This window comes from Aquitalea sp. (assembly GCF_030150775.1).
GTDB lineage: Bacteria > Pseudomonadota > Gammaproteobacteria > Burkholderiales > Chromobacteriaceae > Aquitalea > Aquitalea denitrificans.
This window is the reverse complement of record NZ_JASLFG010000033.1, coordinates 49,719-65,999: the sequence shown is the minus strand read 5'-3', so window position 1 is coordinate 65,999 and position 16,281 is coordinate 49,719. Positions and strand designations below refer to the sequence as shown.

Sequence of the window (16,281 nt, the reverse complement as noted above, 5' to 3'; positions counted from 1 at the left end):
CAATCCAGCGGGCCGGACTATCGCATCCGGCCATGCCGGCCCTAAGATACGCTTTTCTTCGCGATAGCCCTTGCCGTGAACCACTGGCGTAACGACTACCTCACCCATCCGCTATACCAGCCGCTGGCCGACTTTGCCCATCTGCTGCCACTGACTGACTGGCCAGCACAGCAGGATTACGACCAGTTGCTGCAACTGGCCCGCCCGCTCAGCACCCTGCCGGCAACACTACGGTTCTGCTGCGATCTGCAAGCCGATGCCTACTATGAAATGCATATCGGCAACACCGGAGAAGTCCCCACCCGCAGCCGCAACTGGCATGACTGGTTCAATGCCCTGGCCTGGCTGGCGTGGCCCTTGAGCAAGGCCGCCCTCAATGCACGCCATCTGCGTGCCATCGGGACTGGCGAGATAAAACGCGGTCCGCGGCGCGACGCCGCCACCTTGCTGGATGAATGTGGCGTGATCGTGGCCTGCTCGTACCCGGACTTGGGCCAGGCGCTGGATGACATGCAGTGGCAAACCCTGTTTGTGGAACAACGCAGTGCCTGGGGACGGCAGATCAGCGTGCACACGCTGGGACATGCCATCTTCGAAGTCGGCCTGCAGCCACATATCGGCTGGTGCGGCAAGGCCTTGCTGCTGCCAGTGGACGATGCATTTTTCACCGCCAGCACAACCGTGCAGCGCCAGCAGCTGGATGCCATGCTGGCCACGCGGCTGGCCGATGACGGCTGGCTGGAGAGCCCGCGCCAGCTATGGCCGCTGCCGCTGCTGGGCATTCCCGGCTGGTGGCCGGACAATGAAAACCCAGCTTTCTACCAAAACACCGACTACTTCCGCCCCAGCCGACGGGCAAAGTCATCCAGCGAAACGGTCTGAAGCCGCTCCGTGACACTGCCCAGCAAGACTTCAATGCCCTGGCCGACATCATCGTCATTGGCCAGGTCTGCCCGGTAGACAAACAGCTGGAACAAGTCGGACAGCTGCACGGTAGCCAGTTTGCGCATCAGCACCCAGCCATCACGCTGGCCTTTCTGCACATAGCCATGCTGGGCCAGCTTGTCCAGCACCAGGCCCAGCTCGTCATAGCCGATCTTCACCTGCTGGCGCAGCTGTGCCGGCGTCAAACTGCAACCTTGCTCCTGGGCCGCATCCAGCATCAGCAGTACTTCCACGGCATCCAGAAAGCGCCGTCGCGGCTCGAAACGCCGCCGCCAGGCACCACCCTCCCAATAAGACAGGGAGGCGGTGAACACCGCGCCGGCCAGCACCACCATCCACAGGCAGTACACCCACAACAGAAAGATGGGAATGCTGGCAAATGCGCCATACACCAGCTGGTAGTTGGCCACCTGACCGATGTAATAAGCAAACAGCAGCTTGGTCAGTTCCAGCAGCACCGCAGTAATCATTGCACCCAGTGCCGCGTGGCGGATGGGCACAAAACGGTTGGGTAGGATGCGGTACAGCAAGGACAGTACGATGCCGGTAAGCAGAATGGTGCCACCGGCTTCTACCGTGCTGGCCAGCAGCGGCATGGTTTTTTCGAAACGGGTGAACTTGAGCAGCCAGCGCCAGGACAACAGGCCGCCGCCCAGCACCAGCGGCCCCAGCGTCAGCACCGTCCAGTACACCATGCTCTGTTGTAGCCAGGGCCTACCGCGGCGTACGCTCCAGATGGCATTGAAAGTGCGCTCGATCGTAGACATCAGCATCAGTGCGGTCACCCCCAGCATCACGATGCCGGCAGCGGTCAGCTTTTCCGCATTGTCGGCAAACTGGCGCATGTAAACGGAAATCACCTTGCCAGCGAATTCCGGTACCAGCGTGGACAACAACATCACCTTGAAGCGCGTGCTGTAATCGGCAAACACCGGGAAGGCGGAAATCACCGTCAGCGCAATGGTGAACAGCGGCACCAGCGCCAGCAAGGTGGTAAAGGTCAGACTGCCGGCCACCTGCAGCACACGCTGGCTGCCCATGCGTCTGACCAGAAAACCGGCAAAGCCGATTTGCGAAGCGTATTGTCGGAGCGAATTCATGAGGCGCAAGGTAATGCAGCCACCCGCAACTGGCAAGCAACAGTCGCGGCATCCGGCACATTGCCGGTAACAAGAAGCTGGCAATCCCCCTGCTGACATCATGTTTTGTACACCGTCTTCATACAAATTAACGATTGGAAGCTGTTATCATGCAGCCTGTTATCGTGGCCATCATTTGACGATGGCATATCAACGGATATTGCCGTGCAAGACATTCTTGTTCTCTATTACAGCCAGCATGGTGCTACCGCCGAACTGGCCCGCCTGATCGCCCGCGGCATCGAAAGCGTGCCTGGCTGCCAGGCGCGACTGCGCACCGTGCCCAAGGTATCCACCGTGTGCGAAGCCAGCGAGCCGGCCATTCCGGCACAGGGCGCACCCTATGTGGAAAAAACCGATCTGGCCGAATGCATAGGCCTGGCACTGGGCAGCCCCACCCGTTTTGGCAATATGGCGGCGGCCATGAAGTACTTCATCGACAGCACCAGCGGAGAGTGGATGGCTGGCGCACTGGCCGGTAAGCCGGGCTGCGTGTTTACCAGCTCGTCGTCCATGCATGGCGGACAGGAATCCACCTTGCTGAGCATGATGCTGCCGCTGCTGCACCATGGCATGCTGATTGTCGGCCTGCCTTATTCCGAGCCATCTCTGGCCGCCACCCAGGCCGGTGGTACGCCTTATGGCGTCAGCCATGTGGCCGGGATACAAAACGACCGCCCGTTGTCCGAAGACGAGCGCAAGTTGGCGCAGGCCCAGGGCAAACGTCTGGCCGAAGCCGCCCTGCGGCTGCAACAACCGTTGCCGGACAGCAATCACTAATTCATCGGAATATAGCCAGGCTGTATGGCCAATACCGGCGGCTTGGCCCTGGATGGCAAGCTGGCCGGTTTTATTTTTTGCGACGACTGACCGACAGCCCTCTGCCACGGTCAGGATCAGGACCCTCAGACATGTGCGGAATCGCAGGTTTCTTCTCCCAACACCCGGTTGCGACCGCCACCGCCGATGCCATGTTGCTCGAACTGGCCCGGCGCGGTCCGGATGCCGCCCACCAGCTCCTGCTTGACCCGCATGGCGGACAGGCCGGGGCTGACAATATCCACAACGCCCTGCTACATGCGCGGCTGTCCATCATCGACCCGCGCCCCGAGGCCGACCAGCCGATGGGCAATGACGATGGCCAGATCTGGATCTGCTACAACGGCGAGGTGTACGACTGGGAAGCCGGCAAGCGCGAGCTGGAACAGGCCGGTGCCGTGTTCCGCACCCACTCCGATACCGAATTCATCCTGCGCGGCTACGAGGCCTGGGGCATTGACGGCCTGCTGACACGCCTGCGCGGCATGTTTGCCTTTGCCATTCTCGACCTGCGTCAGGGCAAGGTGCATCTGGCGCGCGACCGCATGGGCGAAAAACCGCTGCTGTATGCGCTGCTGGATGGCAATCTGGCCTTCGGCTCGCTGGTGCGCTCGGTACTGCCCTTCCTGCCTTTGCCTGCCCGCCAGTTCAGCCCCGCCGCCATCGACGCCTATCTGGCGCACCGCTACATCCCGGCACCGGCCACCGTATTCGAAAACATCCAGCGGCTGGAAAACGGCTATTGCCTGGAGTTCGACCTTGCCAGTCGTCAATTGAAGAAACGTCGCTACTGGCAACCGCAGGCCACGGCGGGCGACTGGCTGCCGGAGCTGGACCACGCCGTAGCCATGCGTACCGTGGCCGACCGCCCACTGGGCGTGCTGCTGTCCGGTGGCATTGACTCCACCCTGATTGCCAGCCGACTGGCCACCCAGGGCTATCAGCAGTTTTCCACCTTTACCGCCGCCTTTCCCGGCAGCACGCTGGACGAATCGGTCGACGCGGCAGATTCCGCCCAGCGCATGGGGCTGAGCAATATCCGCATCGACATGCCGGAAAACCTGGCGGCGGATTTCTCGCGCATTGTGGCCGATCTGGACCAGCCCTTTGCCGACCCGTCCAGCTTCCCGACCTGGTATCTGGCACGGGAAGTCAGCAAGCATGTAAAAGTGGTGCTGGTGGGTGATGGCGGCGACGAGCTGCTGGCCGGCTACAAGCGCATGAACAAGCACCTGCGCACCCGCTGGCGGCGACACCTGCAACTGCCGCTGGGCATCCGTCCCTCGCTGGATGGCAAACACGGCAAGCTGGGTACCGAGCTGGCGATGAGCTGGACCGAGGCCTACTCGCTGCGCTTTTCCGGCATGACGCCGGGCCAGCGCCGCTACCTGCAAGCCGGGCGCGAGCTGCAACGGCTCAGCTACTGGCGCGCACCGGACGATATCGGCCCGGAAGCCAGCGATGCCATCCCCGGCCTGCAAAGCCTGCTGGCCATCGACTTTGCCAATTACCTGCCGGACTACATCCTGCAAAAGTCGGACCTGTGCACCATGGCGCATGGGCTGGAAGGCCGCGCCCCGCTGCTGGACCACGGCTTGTACCAGCATCTGCTGGCCACGACTGACGCCGAGCGCTACACCCAGCCTGCCAAGCTGATCTTCCGCCGTGCCATGCACCCGGCCCTGCCGGCCGACTTTTTCCAGCGCAAGAAACGCGGCTTCAACCCACCGCTTGCCGGCTGGCTGAAAACCAGTCTGGCCGAACGCTTTGCTGGCCTTGGCAACCGGCTGAGCCGCCTGACGGACGGCCTGCTGGATGCCACCGCCGTGGATGCCTTTGCCCAGGCTTACCGGGGTGGCAAGGAGGCGCTGGCCGAGCAGATGCTGCAATTGCTGATTCTGGACGAAAGCCTGACCCAGCTGGACGCGCTGCGCCGCGCCTTACCCTAGCCCCCACATATCACCGAGTAATGATCATCCGGCAACGGCGCATAAAAGCTGCTGGGTGACACCCCCAGTTCGCGCTTGAACATGGTGGCAAAAGCACTGGGGCTGGCATAACCCAGGTCCAGTGCCACTTCCAGCACACTGGCCCCGCAGGCCAGTTTTTCCAGCGCGGCAATCAGCCGTGCCTGCCGCCGCCACTGCCCCAGTGACAAGCCGGTTTCCCGGCTGAAGCGCCGCTGCAAGGTGCGCGGGTCCATCGCCAGTTGCGTGGCCCACTCCTCCACCGAACGGGCATCCGCCGGCTCGGCCAGCAATACATCACACAAACCTTGCAAGGCCGGGCTTTGCGGCCTGGGTAAAGACAAGGCCAGCGTGGGCAGGCTGCGGATTTCATCCAGCAGCAGCTTCATCAGCCGCTCATCGCGCGAATCCGGCGGGTACGGCACGGCGATGCTCATTGCCGCCAGAATCAGCTCGCGCAGCAAGGGTGAGATGGCCAGCACCCGGCACTCCTGCGGCAAGCCTTCCAGACTGTCCTTGCGTACATACACCGTGCGCATGCGTACCGCGCTGATCATCCGCACCTGATGCCAGGTGTCGATTGGCAGCCAGATGCCACGGGTAGGCGGCACGATCCACTGCCCCAGCGCCGTGCTCACCACCATCACGCCTTCCACCGCATACAAGAGTTGTGCCGTGGGGTGGGCATGGCGCGGCGTGTCTTCACCCGCCGGGTAATCACGCGCCTTGGCCACTACCGGGGCGATACCGGTGTCGTACTGGTGCAGATGTTGATAATCACTCATGACTGTCTTTTTCTCGAAGAAGATTGCCCTTCATACGCAGGACGGGCAGGACACCCCTTGATAGCATGATGAACCCACCACCACAAGACGACATCATCATGACAAGCGCCAGCCAGAGCATGGCACCGCCGCAGGACACCCGCTTCCGGGTATTGGGTGCCATCAGTTTTACCCATTTCCTCAACGACATGTTGCAGTCGCTGATTCTGGCCATCTACCCGGTACTGAAGGGCGGCTTTCATCTGAGCTTTGCCCAGATCGGCCTGATGACGCTGGTTTACCAGTGCACCGCCTCGCTATTGCAACCGCTGGTCGGCATTTACACCGACAAGCGGCCGCTGCCCTATTCGCTGGTTTTCGGCATGGGCTCCACCTTGTGCGGCCTGTTACTGCTGTCGGTGGCGTCCAGCTATCCGGTGCTGCTGATGGCAGCCGCACTGGTCGGCACCGGCTCGTCCATCTTCCACCCGGAATCCTCCCGTGTGGCGCGCATGGCCTCCGGCGGCCGCCACGGCCTGGCGCAATCGCTGTTTCAGGTGGGTGGCAATGCCGGCACCGCCACCGGCCCCTTGCTGGCCGCGCTGGTGGTGTTTCCCTACGGTCAGCCCAGCCTGGCGTGGTTTTCGCTGGCGGCTCTCCTGGGCATGCTGGTGCTATGGCGCATTGGTAACTGGTATGCCCACCAGCAGCGCACCGCCAAGGCACACAAGGCCGTCGTGGCCACTGGTCTGTCGCCGCAGCGCACGGCGTTCACGCTGGGCGTGCTGGTGCTGTTGGTGTTTTCCAAGTATTTCTACCTCACCAGCATCACCAGCTATTTCACCTTCTACCTAATGCAGCACTTCGGGCTGGGGGTGCAGGCGGCACAGCTGCATCTGTTCATCTTCCTGTTTGCCGTGGCTGCCGGTACGGTGCTGGGCGGGCCGATTGGCGATGCCATTGGCCGCAAGCGGGTGATCTGGTTCTCGATTCTGGGTGTGGCACCGTTTACCCTGGCGCTGCCGCATGTGGACCTGTTCTGGACCAGCGTGCTGTCCTTCATCATCGGCTTCATTCTGGCGTCGGCCTTTTCCGCCATCCTGGTGTATGCGCAGGAGCTGGTGCCGGGCAAGGTGGGCATGGTGTCCGGGCTGTTCTTCGGCTTTGCCTTCGGCATTGGCGGCATTGGCGCTGCGGTACTGGGCAAGGTGGCCGACCACTACGGCATCGAAACCGTGTACCAGCTGTGCGCCTACCTGCCGCTGCTGGGCATCATCACCGTCTTGCTGCCCGACCTGCATCGTAAAAAAGCCTGAGTCACGCAACACAAAGCAAAACCGGCCTTGATGGCCGGTTTTTTCATGGCGCTGCCGGGGTAAGGACCGGTGCCGTGGTAGCGGTTAGCAGCGGCTGGCAATCCCGTGCCAGCGTGCGCCCGCCGCGGGTCAGCAATACCGCCTGCTCGCCCTTGTTCCACCACACCAGCTGCTGGCTGGCATAGCGCGAGCCACTGGCACTGCTGACCCGTACCAGCCGGTAATGGCGACCATGCCAGCTGATGCGGATGGGCACCACGTCCTCCACTTCTGCCTGCGGATATTCCACGCTGACCACGCGCTGGGCCGCGCATTGGTAATCCACCTTTTGCAAAACCACGGTATTGCCTGCGGCTGGCACGGCTGGTTCCGGCATGGCTTCCGGCCCCGGCGCAGCCAGCACTGGCAGGCTGAGCAGACTCAACAGGATAACAGTTGCCTTCATGCAGTCTCTCCGTTCTGATCATCCCCGTGCCACGGGGCCACTTTCAGCAGCAACAACATGCCTGGCAAAGCCAGCAGGGTGCACAGCAGGAAAAAACCCATCCAGCCCAGATCATTCACAATATAGCCGGTAGCCGCGTTGGCGAAGGTGCGTGGCACCGCCGACAGGCTGGTAAACAGGGCAAACTGGGTGGCGGTATAAGCCGGATGGGTGGTACGGGCGATAAAGGCCACAAAGGCCGCCGTACCCAGGCCCACGCCCAGCGCTTCAAAACCGATCACCAGTGCCAGCTGGCCTAACTGGACAGGACCAATCTGCTGAAAATGGCCATAGCTGGCCAGCCAGGCGAAGCCCAGAATCGACAGTACCTGCACCACGCCAAACAGCCACAGGGCGCGGTTGATGCCCAGCTTGAGCATCCACACTCCGCCAAGCAATCCACCAATCACCGCCGGCCACAGCCCGGCGTTTTTGGCCACCAGGCCGATATCCGATTTGGCAAAGCCCATGTCCAGGTAAAACGGCGTAGCCAGTGCGGTGGCCATGCTGTCGCCCAGCTTGTACAGGAAGATGAAACCCAGAATGGTGGCGGCGCTGTGCCAGCCCTGGCGGTGGATGAACTCATGAAACGGCTCCACCACGGCTTCGCGCAGGGTTTTGGGTGGTGTACCAGCCAGCCTGGGCTCGGACACCAGCAGGGTCATGAGCAGCCCCGGCAGCATGAACAGCGCAGTGATGACGAACACATTGGCCCAACTGGTGTGATCGGCCAGAATCAGCGACAGGGCACCGGGCACCAGGCCGGCCAGTCGGTAGGCATTGATATGCACCGAGTTGCCCAGCCCCAGCTCGGCTTCGGGCAGCAGCTCGCGGCGATAAGCGTCCAGCACGATATCCTGACTGGCCGAGAAAAACGCCACCACCGCCGCCAGTGCGGCAATCTGCTGTAATTGCAGCTGTGGATTGAACAGACCGAACAGGGCCATGCTGATGAGCAAGGCCAGCTGGCTGAGCAGCATCCAGCCACGGCGCCGCCCCAACAATGGCGGGACAAAGCGGTCCAGCAGCGGCGACCACAGGAATTTCCAGGTATAGGGCAGGCCGATCAGGGCAAACAGGCCGATGGCCTTGAGATTCACTCCTTCGCTGCGCAGCCAGGCCGGCAGCAGATTGATCAGCATATACAGCGGCAGACCGGAGCTGAAGCCGGTGGCAATGCAGATCAGCATGCGGCGCGACCAGATGGCCTCGCGCCAATGTACGGAAGAATGCGTCATGTATCCTTGCGGCATGGGCCGCCAATGCAAAAAGGCGGCCAGCAGCCGCCTTTGTTAGTCATCAATCATCAGCCCGCTTGCCGGGCAACCCGGTAGAACGCCAGGCTGCCGCGCAGATTGGGCAGGAAGTGAATGCGCTTGGCTTCGTTCATCACCACCCGCTCCAGCACGCGGATGCCGTTTTTGGCGCACAGCGCTTCGAAATCCCCCAGCATGCACCAATGGATGTTCGGCGTGTTGTACCACTGGTAAGGGATGGTCTCCGACACCGGCATATGACCTTGCAGGATCTGCCAGCGGTTTTCCCAGTAGCCGAAATTGGGGAAGGTGACGATGGCCTCGCGGCCCACGCGCAGCATTTCCACCAGAATCTGCTCGGTATTGTGCATGGCCTGAATGGTTTGCGACAACACCACATGGTCAAAACGCTGGTCTTCAAACTCGGCCAGACCGGTTTCCAGGTTGCCCTGGATGGCGTTGACGCCGGCTTGCACGCAGCGCACCACATTGTTGACGTCAAAATCCACGCCATAGCCGCGCACGGCTTTATGGCGGTTCAGCCAGGACAGCAAGGCACCGTCGCCGCAGCCCAGGTCCAGCACGCGGCTGGAAGGGGCTACCCAGTCGGCAATCAGTTGCAGGTCGGCCCGCAAGGTATTGGCAGCGCTCATGCGTTCACCTCCTCGGCCACACGGTTCAGATAGGCACGCATCAGGTTGACATAGGGCGCATCCAGCATCAGGAAGGCATCATGGCCGTGTACCGATTCGATTTCGCCGTACACCACTTCCTTGTCCGCCGCCACCAGCGCCTTGACGATTTCGCGCGAGCGCTCCGGCGAAAAACGCCAGTCCGAGGTAAAGCTGGCCACCATGAAACGGGCGCTGGCTTTGCGCAGCGCCGCCACCAGGTCGTCGTTCAGGTCCTTGGCCGGGTCGAAATAATCCAGTGCCTTGGTCATCAGCAAATAGGTGTTGGCGTCGAAGTAATCAGAGAACTTGTCGCCCTGATAACGCAGGTAGGATTCGATTTCGAATTCCACCTCGTAACCAAACTGGTAATCGCCGCTTTTGAGCATGCGGCCGAATTTCTCGCCCATGCCGTCATCGGACAGATAGGTGATATGGCCCAGCATGCGCGCCAGACGCAGGCCGCGCCGCGGAATGGCATCGTGGGCGTAGAAATCGCCGCCATGGAAATCGGGATCGGTAAGGATGGCCTGACGGGCGACATCATTAAAAGCGATGTTCTGTGCCGACAGCTTGGGTGCAGAGGCAATCACCAGCGCATGCGCCACCCGCTCCGGGTAGTCGATGCTCCATTGCAGGGCCTGCATGCCGCCCAGGCTGCCGCCGATGATGGCGGCCCAGCGGTCTATGCCCAGCCGGTCGGCCAGCCGTGCTTGCGAACGCACCCAGTCCGGCACCGTCACCACCGGGAAAGTCGACCCCCAGGGCTGGCCGGTGGCCGGATTGATGGCAGACGGCCCGGTGCTACCGTGGCAGCCACCCAGATTGTTCAGCCCCACCACGAAAAAGCGGTCGGTATCGATGGGTTTGCCCGGACCCACCATATTGTCCCACCAGCCTGCCGCCTTGTCCTCCGGCGTATAGCGGCCTGCCACATGATGATGGCCGGACAGCGCATGGCAGATCAGGATGGCATTGCTGCGCGCGGCATTGAGCGTGCCATAGGTTTCAAAACACAGCTGGTAGGCAGGCAGTACGGCACCGCTGGCCAGATGCAGCGGCGTGTCGAACTCCGCTGTCTGCGCCTGCACGATGCCGACAGACCTTGTCAGATCGGACATAACAAAAAAGGCCTCTAATGATTATTGCCCCGCCGGCGGCCTTGCCGGCCATTCTCGATGCGGAGCCTCCTGTAGGCTACGGCTGCTATCATCGCCTGTCTGGCCGATTATATCCATAGCCTTGCTTGCTACCATGCGGTATGCACCGCATAATCGGCCCGGTTTTCCTGCCTGATTCACACCATGATCGGTCGTCTGTTCCGCCTGCTACTGCTGTTTGCCGTACTGTATGCCATCGCCCGCTGGCTGCTGGACCGGCGTCAGCGCGCCAGCCTGCGCGAATTCGTCAGCACGCTGGCTACTGCCCTGCTGGCTGCTTCCGCCATCTTCGTGCTGCTGTACTGGCTGGGCTTTCACCAGTTGTAAGGGCAAGCCTTGATATGGCACAGAGCCATACAGCTGCAAACTGCCTAAGCTGTGGGCTTTTCTGCCTGCACTCTGCCGTTTAGCACCATGGACCTTACCGCTCACCTGCATACCTTCGGGCACTACCTCAAACGCCGTCATGGCCAGCCGGTACACAAGCTGTCACTGGCGGGTGACTTCACCTGCCCCAACCGCGACGGCACGCTGGGCCGGGGCGGCTGCACCTTCTGCAATGTCAAAAGCTTTGGCCGCGATGCCGCCGAACTGTCCATTACCGGTCAGATTGCCCGCGAAAAGGGCAAGACCGACCGCGCCCGCCGTTATCTGGCCTATTTTCAGGCCTACACCAGCACCTATGCCGAAGTCAGCCGCCTGCGAGAGCTATATGACGAGGCCACGGCCAGTGCCGATGTGGTGGGCCTGTGCGTGGGCACCCGGCCGGACTGCGTGCCGGACAGCGCACTGGAACTGCTCGCGTCCTACCAGGCCACTGGCAAGGAAGTGTGGCTGGAGCTGGGCTTGCAGACCGCACACGACCACACCCAGCGCCGCATCCTGCGCGGCCACACCCTGGCCGATTACCGCGATGCAGTACGCCGCGCCCAGCAGCATGGGCTCAAGGTCTGCACCCACCTGATTGTCGGCCTGCCCGGTGAAGACGCTGCCGATGTGCATGCCACGCTGGAAACCGTGCTGGAAATCGGTGTACAGGGCCTGAAGCTGCACCCGCTGATGATAGTGCGCGGCAGCCGCATGGCCGCCCAGCATCAGCGCGGCGAGGTATCTGCCATGGCACTGGACGACTACGCCAGCCTGGCCGCTGCGCTGATTCGCCATACTCCGCCAGAGGTGGTGTTCCACCGCATTTCCGCCACCGCGCAGGCCCCTACCCTGATTGCGCCAGACTGGTGCGGCCCGCGCTGGACTGCCCTGCAAGCGATTGGCCAGTTGCTGGCACGCGATGGTGGCCAGGGCAGCGCGCTGGGGCGTAGCTGGTCGGCACAAGCCGCCTGACAGCGGGATCATCCCGTCACCGGGTGGCTGCTTAACACAAATTAGTCATTGGCTATCGAACCAGCCAGAACAATCGCAAAGATTGCATGTCAGATTCTCCCTGTTGCTGCGACAAAGAAGCACAGCACTGGAGAAACCATCATGCTCATCAAACGCCCTGCCGACATCCAGCCTTCGGAAATCACCCCCGAAGGCGTCTATTTCAACCGCCGCCAGTTCATGCTGGGTAGTGCCGGCCTACTGCTGTCCGGTGAAACCCTGGCTGCGCTGGCCGGCAAGAAAAGCCCGCTGTCAGTCAGCGACAAGCCCAACAGCCTGAAAGAAATCAGCACTTACAATAACTACTACGAGTTCGGCACCGACAAAAGCGAACCGGCCATGTACGCCGGCAGCCTGAAAACCCGGCCGTGGAATGTGGTGGTGGATGGTGAAGTGGGCAAGCCGCGCAGCTTTGGCATCGAAGAACTGCTGAAACAGCCGCTGGAAGAACGTATTTACCGCCTGCGCTGCGTGGAAGGCTGGAGCATGGTGATTCCGTGGATAGGCTTTCCGCTCGCCAGCCTGCTCAAACAAGTAGCCCCCAACTCGCGCGCCAAATACGTGGCCTTCGAAACCCTGCAACGCCCGGCAGAAATGCCCGGCCAGCGCAGCCGAGTGCTGGACTGGCCTTACCGCGAGGGGCTACGCATGGACGAAGCCATGCACCCGCTCACCCTTCTGGCCGTTGGCCTGTACAACGATGTGCTGCCCAACCAGAACGGCGCGCCGATCCGGCTGGTGGTGCCGTGGAAATACGGCTTCAAGAGCATCAAGTCCATCGTGCGCATCCATCTGCAAGAGCAAATGCCCGCCACCAGCTGGAATATGGCCAATGCCCACGAGTACGGCTTTTATTCCAATGTGAACCCGGAAGTGGACCACCCGCGCTGGAGCCAGGCCAGCGAGCGGCGCATCGGCGAATTCCTCAAGCGCAAGACGCTGATGTTCAACGGCTATGGCGATCAGGTGGCCGGCCTGTACCGTGGCATGGACCTGCGCAAGAACTTCTGACATGACTACCCTGCGCATGAAAAACCCTGCAGCCACCCGTCAGCCTGCCCGCTTCAACTGGCTGAAGATTGCGGTCTTTGTGCTCTGCCTGCTGCCACTGGCCCGCGCGGCGTGGACTGTGCTGTCCGGCGCTGCCGTCAACCCGGTGGAGTTCATCACCCGCTCCACCGGTACCTGGACGCTGAGCTTCCTGCTGATCACCCTGACCATCAGCCCCTTGCGGCAGATTTCCGGCTGGAGCTGGCCGCTGCGTCTGCGCCGCATGCTGGGCCTGTATGCCTTCTTTTACGGCAGCCTGCACTTAACCACCTATGTGTGGCTGGACCAGTTTTTTGACTGGCCGGGCATGCTGCACGACATCGCCAAACGTCCCTTCATCACTGTGGGCTTTGCCGCCATGCTGCTGATGACGCCGCTGGCCATCACCTCCACCCAGGGCTGGATGAAACGGCTGAAACGCAACTGGGGCAAGCTGCACCAGCTGGTTTACCCGGTGGCGCTGCTGGGCGTGCTGCACTACTGGTGGCTGGTGAAAAAAGACCTCACCCAGCCCATGCTGTACGCCAGCGTACTGGCGGTACTGCTGGGCTGGCGGCTGGTACGGCGACTACGGCAGCGGTCTAGCTGACCCGCTCCAGCACCACGGCAATACCCTGCCCCACGCCGATGCACATGCTGCACAAGGCATAACGGCCCTGACGGCGTTGCAGCTCGTAACTGGCGGTGGCCAACAAGCGTGCGCCGCTCATGCCCAGCGGATGGCCCATGGCAATCGCCCCGCCATTGGGGTTGATGTAATCGGCATCCTCCGGCAGGCCCAGCTCGCGCAGCACCGCCAGTGACTGGGCGGCAAAGGCTTCGTTGATTTCAATCACCTCCATTTGCTCCAGCCGCAGCCCCAGCCGCTGCAACAGCTTGCGGCTGGCTGGTACCGGGCCGATGCCCATCAGCCGTGGTTCCACCCCGGCGCAGGCCATGCCCAGCACGCGGGTCAGGGGGCGCAGGCCGTGCTGCTGCACCGCACGCGCCGAGGCCAGCAGCAGCGCGCAAGCGCCATCATTCACCCCGGAGGCATTGCCTGCCGTCACCGACAGTTCCTTGCCATTGATGCCGGACAGCTTGGCCAGGCCTTCCAGTGTCACCTCCGGGCGCGGGTGCTCGTCGCAATCAAACACCCGCTCTGGCTGGCGCGGACGCGACAGCGTCACCGGGATGATTTCCGCAGCAAAGCGTCCTTGCTGCTGTGCGGCCTGCCAGCGTTGCTGCGACTGCAAGGCAAAGCGGTCCTGATCGGCACGACTGATGCCAAAGGCGGCGGCTACATTGTCGGCGGTTTGCGGCATGGAGTCGGTGCCAAACTGCTGTGCCATCACGGGGTTGATAAAGCGCCAACCGATGGTGGTGTCAAACAGCGCCTGCGTGCGCTCAAACGCCTGAGCCGCCTTGCCCAGCACCATGGGCGCACGCGACATGCTCTCCACCCCGCCGGCCAGCAGCAAATCGGCCTCGCCCAGCGCGATGCAGCGCGCGGCGCTGCCCACGGCATCCATGCCGGAACCGCACAGGCGGTTCAGCGTCACCCCGGCAGCCGTCATCGGCAGACCGGCCAGCAGGCCCGCCATGCGCGCCACATTGCGGTTGTCCTCGCCGGCCTGATTGGCGCAACCCAGCCAGATATCATCCAGCACGCCCCAATCCAGCTCCGGATGGCGCGCGTGCAAGGCGCGCAAGGGCATGGCCGCCAGATCATCACAACGGATGGTGGACAGGCTGCCGCCATAGCGGCCAATCGGAGTACGCACGGCATCACAAATATAAGTATCTTGCATTACAGCACCTCGGCAGGGAATGACAGGGAAGAAAAGGCCTGTTGCTGCAGCCAGCCGGCAACACGGTAGTGGCCATCGCCGTGGTAATCCGCCAGATGGCGCAGCACCTGGGCCAGCCAGCCATAGCCCAGCCGTTGGCCCCAGGCCAACGGGCCTTGTGGATAATTCAGGCCCAGGCACATGGCGCTATCGATATCCTCCGCGCTGGCCAGGCCTTGCTGCAGTACCTCTGCCGCCTCGTTGACCAGCATGGCCACGGTGCGCAGTAGCGGCAGCCCGGCAGCATCCGGCAGATGGCACAGGCGGATGCCCGCCGCGTTCAGCAGTTGTTCCAGCGCCTGCCGCTCCGTCAGCGACAGGCCGGGGCTGGACTGGGCGGCCAGCAGGCTGACGTGCTGAAAATCAAAAGCCTGATCCAGCAGCAGGCAGGGCTGCTGCTCCGCCTGTTCGCGCCGCGCCGCCGGGCGGCCATCGCTCAAGTAGACATGCGCGTTGCCGGTGCGGAACAGCCAGTCCGCCGCCGCGTGTTGCGTCGCCAGTTGCACTCCGGCCTGCTGCAGCCGCTGCGCCAGCACGACAGCCACCGGCTGCGCCGGATTGAAGGTGATCTGGCTGCAGTCCGGCTGGACGACGGGCAAGCTGTCCGGCTCTGCTGTCTGATCCAGCGGGTAGGTGTAATAACCGCGACCGCTTTTGCGGCCCAGCCAGCCGGCCGCCACCATTTCCTGCTGAATCCACAGCGGGGTGTAGCGCGGGTCGTAACACATGGCCTGCCAGATGGAACGATGCACCGCCAGATTCACATCCAGGCCGATCAGGTCCATCAAGGCAAACGGCCCCATGCGAAAGCCACCGCTGTGCTGCAGCAGGCGGTCCAGCGTGGCGCAATCGGTCAGCCCCTCTTGCAGGCAACGCAAGCTTTCCAGATAAAACGGTCTGGCAATGCGGTTGACGATGAAACCGGGGCTGGAGCGCACCAGCACCGTCTCCTTGCCCCAGGCGCGGGCGGTGGCGCGCACTTGCTCCAATAGCGCGGCATCGGTGGCCAGGCCGTGGACAATTTCCACCAGCCGCATGGCCGGAGCCGGGTTGAAGAAGTGCATGCCCACCAGCCGCTGCGGTGCAGCCATGGCGGCGGCAATGGCGCTGATGGACAGCGAGGAGGTGTTGCTGGCCAGCAGGCAGTCCGCCGCCACGATTTGCTCCAACTGACAGAACAGCGCCTGCTTGGCGGCCAGGTCCTCGACAATGGCTTCAATCACCAAACCGGCCTCGGCCAGTTGCTGCAGTTGTTCGGCGCGGGACAGCCGCGCGCACAACTGCGCCACCTCTTCAGCAGATAACTTGCCTTTGTCAGCCTGGCGCTGCCACTGCTGCTGGATGGTTGCCACCGCCTGGGCGCTGGCACTGCCATTGGCATCATATAAACAGACCCGGTGGCCAGCGGCAGCGGCCACCATGGCGATGCCACGGCCCATCACACCACTGCCGATGATCGCCACCGGGCGGGATAGGGAAAGAGGGTGTTGCATGGCTTCTC

General features: G+C 62.5%; 16 protein-coding genes. 8 read left to right on the top strand and 8 right to left on the bottom strand.

What is annotated here, in order from left to right; translation table 11 throughout:
- Nucleotides 1-75: 75 nt before the first annotated feature.
- Nucleotides 76-882, top strand: coding sequence for a DUF3025 domain-containing protein (locus QVF59_RS10835; RefSeq protein WP_287879723.1), 807 nt, complete (start codon nt 76-78; stop codon nt 880-882).
- Here QVF59_RS10835 and QVF59_RS10830 read toward each other — a convergent pair.
- Complete coding sequence (locus QVF59_RS10830; RefSeq protein ID WP_287879721.1) at nt 834-2,045, bottom strand: YihY family inner membrane protein; 1,212 nt, start codon at nt 2,043-2,045, stop codon at nt 834-836. The two genes, QVF59_RS10835 and QVF59_RS10830, sit on opposite strands and share 49 nt — an antisense overlap.
- A 204-nt stretch (nt 2,046-2,249) precedes the next feature.
- On the opposite strand from QVF59_RS10830, the gene wrbA reads away from it, so the two are divergent.
- Both wrbA and asnB read left to right on the top strand, forming a co-directional pair.
- Nucleotides 2,250-2,864, top strand: coding sequence for an NAD(P)H:quinone oxidoreductase (wrbA, locus tag QVF59_RS10825; protein WP_287879719.1), 615 nt, complete (start codon nt 2,250-2,252; stop codon nt 2,862-2,864).
- Between the two features lie 131 nt (nt 2,865-2,995).
- Nucleotides 2,996-4,852, top strand: coding sequence for an asparagine synthase (glutamine-hydrolyzing) (gene asnB / locus QVF59_RS10820; RefSeq protein ID WP_287879716.1), 1,857 nt, complete (start codon nt 2,996-2,998; stop codon nt 4,850-4,852).
- On the opposite strand, the gene QVF59_RS10815 is transcribed toward asnB, so the two are convergent.
- A complete protein-coding gene (locus tag QVF59_RS10815) occupies nt 4,849-5,655 on the bottom strand; it encodes an AraC family transcriptional regulator (RefSeq protein ID WP_287879715.1) in 807 nt (268 codons plus the stop codon). The genes asnB and QVF59_RS10815 overlap by 4 nt on opposite strands.
- 65 nt (nt 5,656-5,720) lie before the next feature.
- On the opposite strand from QVF59_RS10815, the gene QVF59_RS10810 reads away from it, so the two are divergent.
- The gene (locus tag QVF59_RS10810; protein ID WP_287879712.1) at nt 5,721-6,950 is read left to right on the top strand and encodes an MFS transporter; all 1,230 of its coding nucleotides are present in this window, start codon (nt 5,721-5,723) and stop codon (nt 6,948-6,950) included.
- 43 nt (nt 6,951-6,993) lie between these two features.
- On the opposite strand, the gene QVF59_RS10805 is transcribed toward QVF59_RS10810, so the two are convergent.
- From QVF59_RS10805 to metX, 4 genes are all read right to left on the bottom strand, one after another.
- On the bottom strand, nt 6,994-7,395 hold the full coding sequence (locus tag QVF59_RS10805) for an MliC family protein (protein WP_287879710.1): 402 nt from the start codon (nt 7,393-7,395) through the stop codon (nt 6,994-6,996).
- Nucleotides 7,392-8,672, bottom strand: a complete 1,281-nt coding sequence (locus tag QVF59_RS10800; RefSeq protein WP_287879707.1) for an AmpG family muropeptide MFS transporter — start codon at nt 8,670-8,672, stop codon at nt 7,392-7,394. Before QVF59_RS10800 ends, QVF59_RS10805 begins: the two co-directional genes overlap by 4 nt.
- A 68-nt stretch (nt 8,673-8,740) precedes the next feature.
- Nucleotides 8,741-9,343: a methionine biosynthesis protein MetW gene (gene metW, locus QVF59_RS10795; protein WP_287879705.1), complete on the bottom strand. Its 603-nt coding sequence runs from the start codon at nt 9,341-9,343 to the stop codon at nt 8,741-8,743.
- The gene (metX, locus tag QVF59_RS10790) at nt 9,340-10,482 is read right to left on the bottom strand and encodes a homoserine O-succinyltransferase MetX (RefSeq protein WP_287879702.1); all 1,143 of its coding nucleotides are present in this window, start codon (nt 10,480-10,482) and stop codon (nt 9,340-9,342) included. The genes metW and metX overlap by 4 nt, the downstream gene beginning before the upstream one ends.
- Before the next feature lie 183 nt (nt 10,483-10,665).
- Here metX and QVF59_RS10785 point away from each other — a divergent pair, with 183 nt between their 5' ends.
- The 4 genes from QVF59_RS10785 (at nt 10,666) to msrQ (ending at nt 13,540) form a co-directional block, all read left to right on the top strand.
- Nucleotides 10,666-10,848: a protein MIGRI gene (locus tag QVF59_RS10785; protein WP_089083601.1), complete on the top strand. Its 183-nt coding sequence runs from the start codon at nt 10,666-10,668 to the stop codon at nt 10,846-10,848.
- A gap of 87 nt (nt 10,849-10,935) precedes the next feature.
- A complete protein-coding gene (mnmL, locus tag QVF59_RS10780; protein WP_287879697.1) occupies nt 10,936-11,862 on the top strand; it encodes a tRNA modification radical SAM protein MnmL/YtqA in 927 nt (308 codons plus the stop codon).
- 141 nt (nt 11,863-12,003) lie between these two features.
- Nucleotides 12,004-12,912, top strand: coding sequence for a protein-methionine-sulfoxide reductase catalytic subunit MsrP (gene msrP / locus QVF59_RS10775; RefSeq protein WP_287879695.1), 909 nt, complete (start codon nt 12,004-12,006; stop codon nt 12,910-12,912).
- Nucleotide 12,913: 1 nt separating this feature from the next.
- Entirely contained in the window at nt 12,914-13,540 is a 627-nt protein-coding gene (msrQ, locus tag QVF59_RS10770) for a protein-methionine-sulfoxide reductase heme-binding subunit MsrQ (protein ID WP_287879692.1), read from the top strand.
- On the opposite strand, the gene pcaF is transcribed toward msrQ, so the two are convergent.
- Together pcaF and QVF59_RS10760 are read right to left on the bottom strand one after the other, a co-directional pair.
- Nucleotides 13,533-14,741, bottom strand: coding sequence for a 3-oxoadipyl-CoA thiolase (gene pcaF / locus QVF59_RS10765; RefSeq protein WP_287879689.1), 1,209 nt, complete (start codon nt 14,739-14,741; stop codon nt 13,533-13,535). The two genes, msrQ and pcaF, sit on opposite strands and share 8 nt — an antisense overlap.
- Complete coding sequence (locus QVF59_RS10760) at nt 14,741-16,273, bottom strand: 3-hydroxyacyl-CoA dehydrogenase (protein ID WP_287879687.1); 1,533 nt, start codon at nt 16,271-16,273, stop codon at nt 14,741-14,743. Before QVF59_RS10760 ends, pcaF begins: the two co-directional genes overlap by 1 nt.
- Nucleotides 16,274-16,281 lie beyond the last annotated feature (8 nt).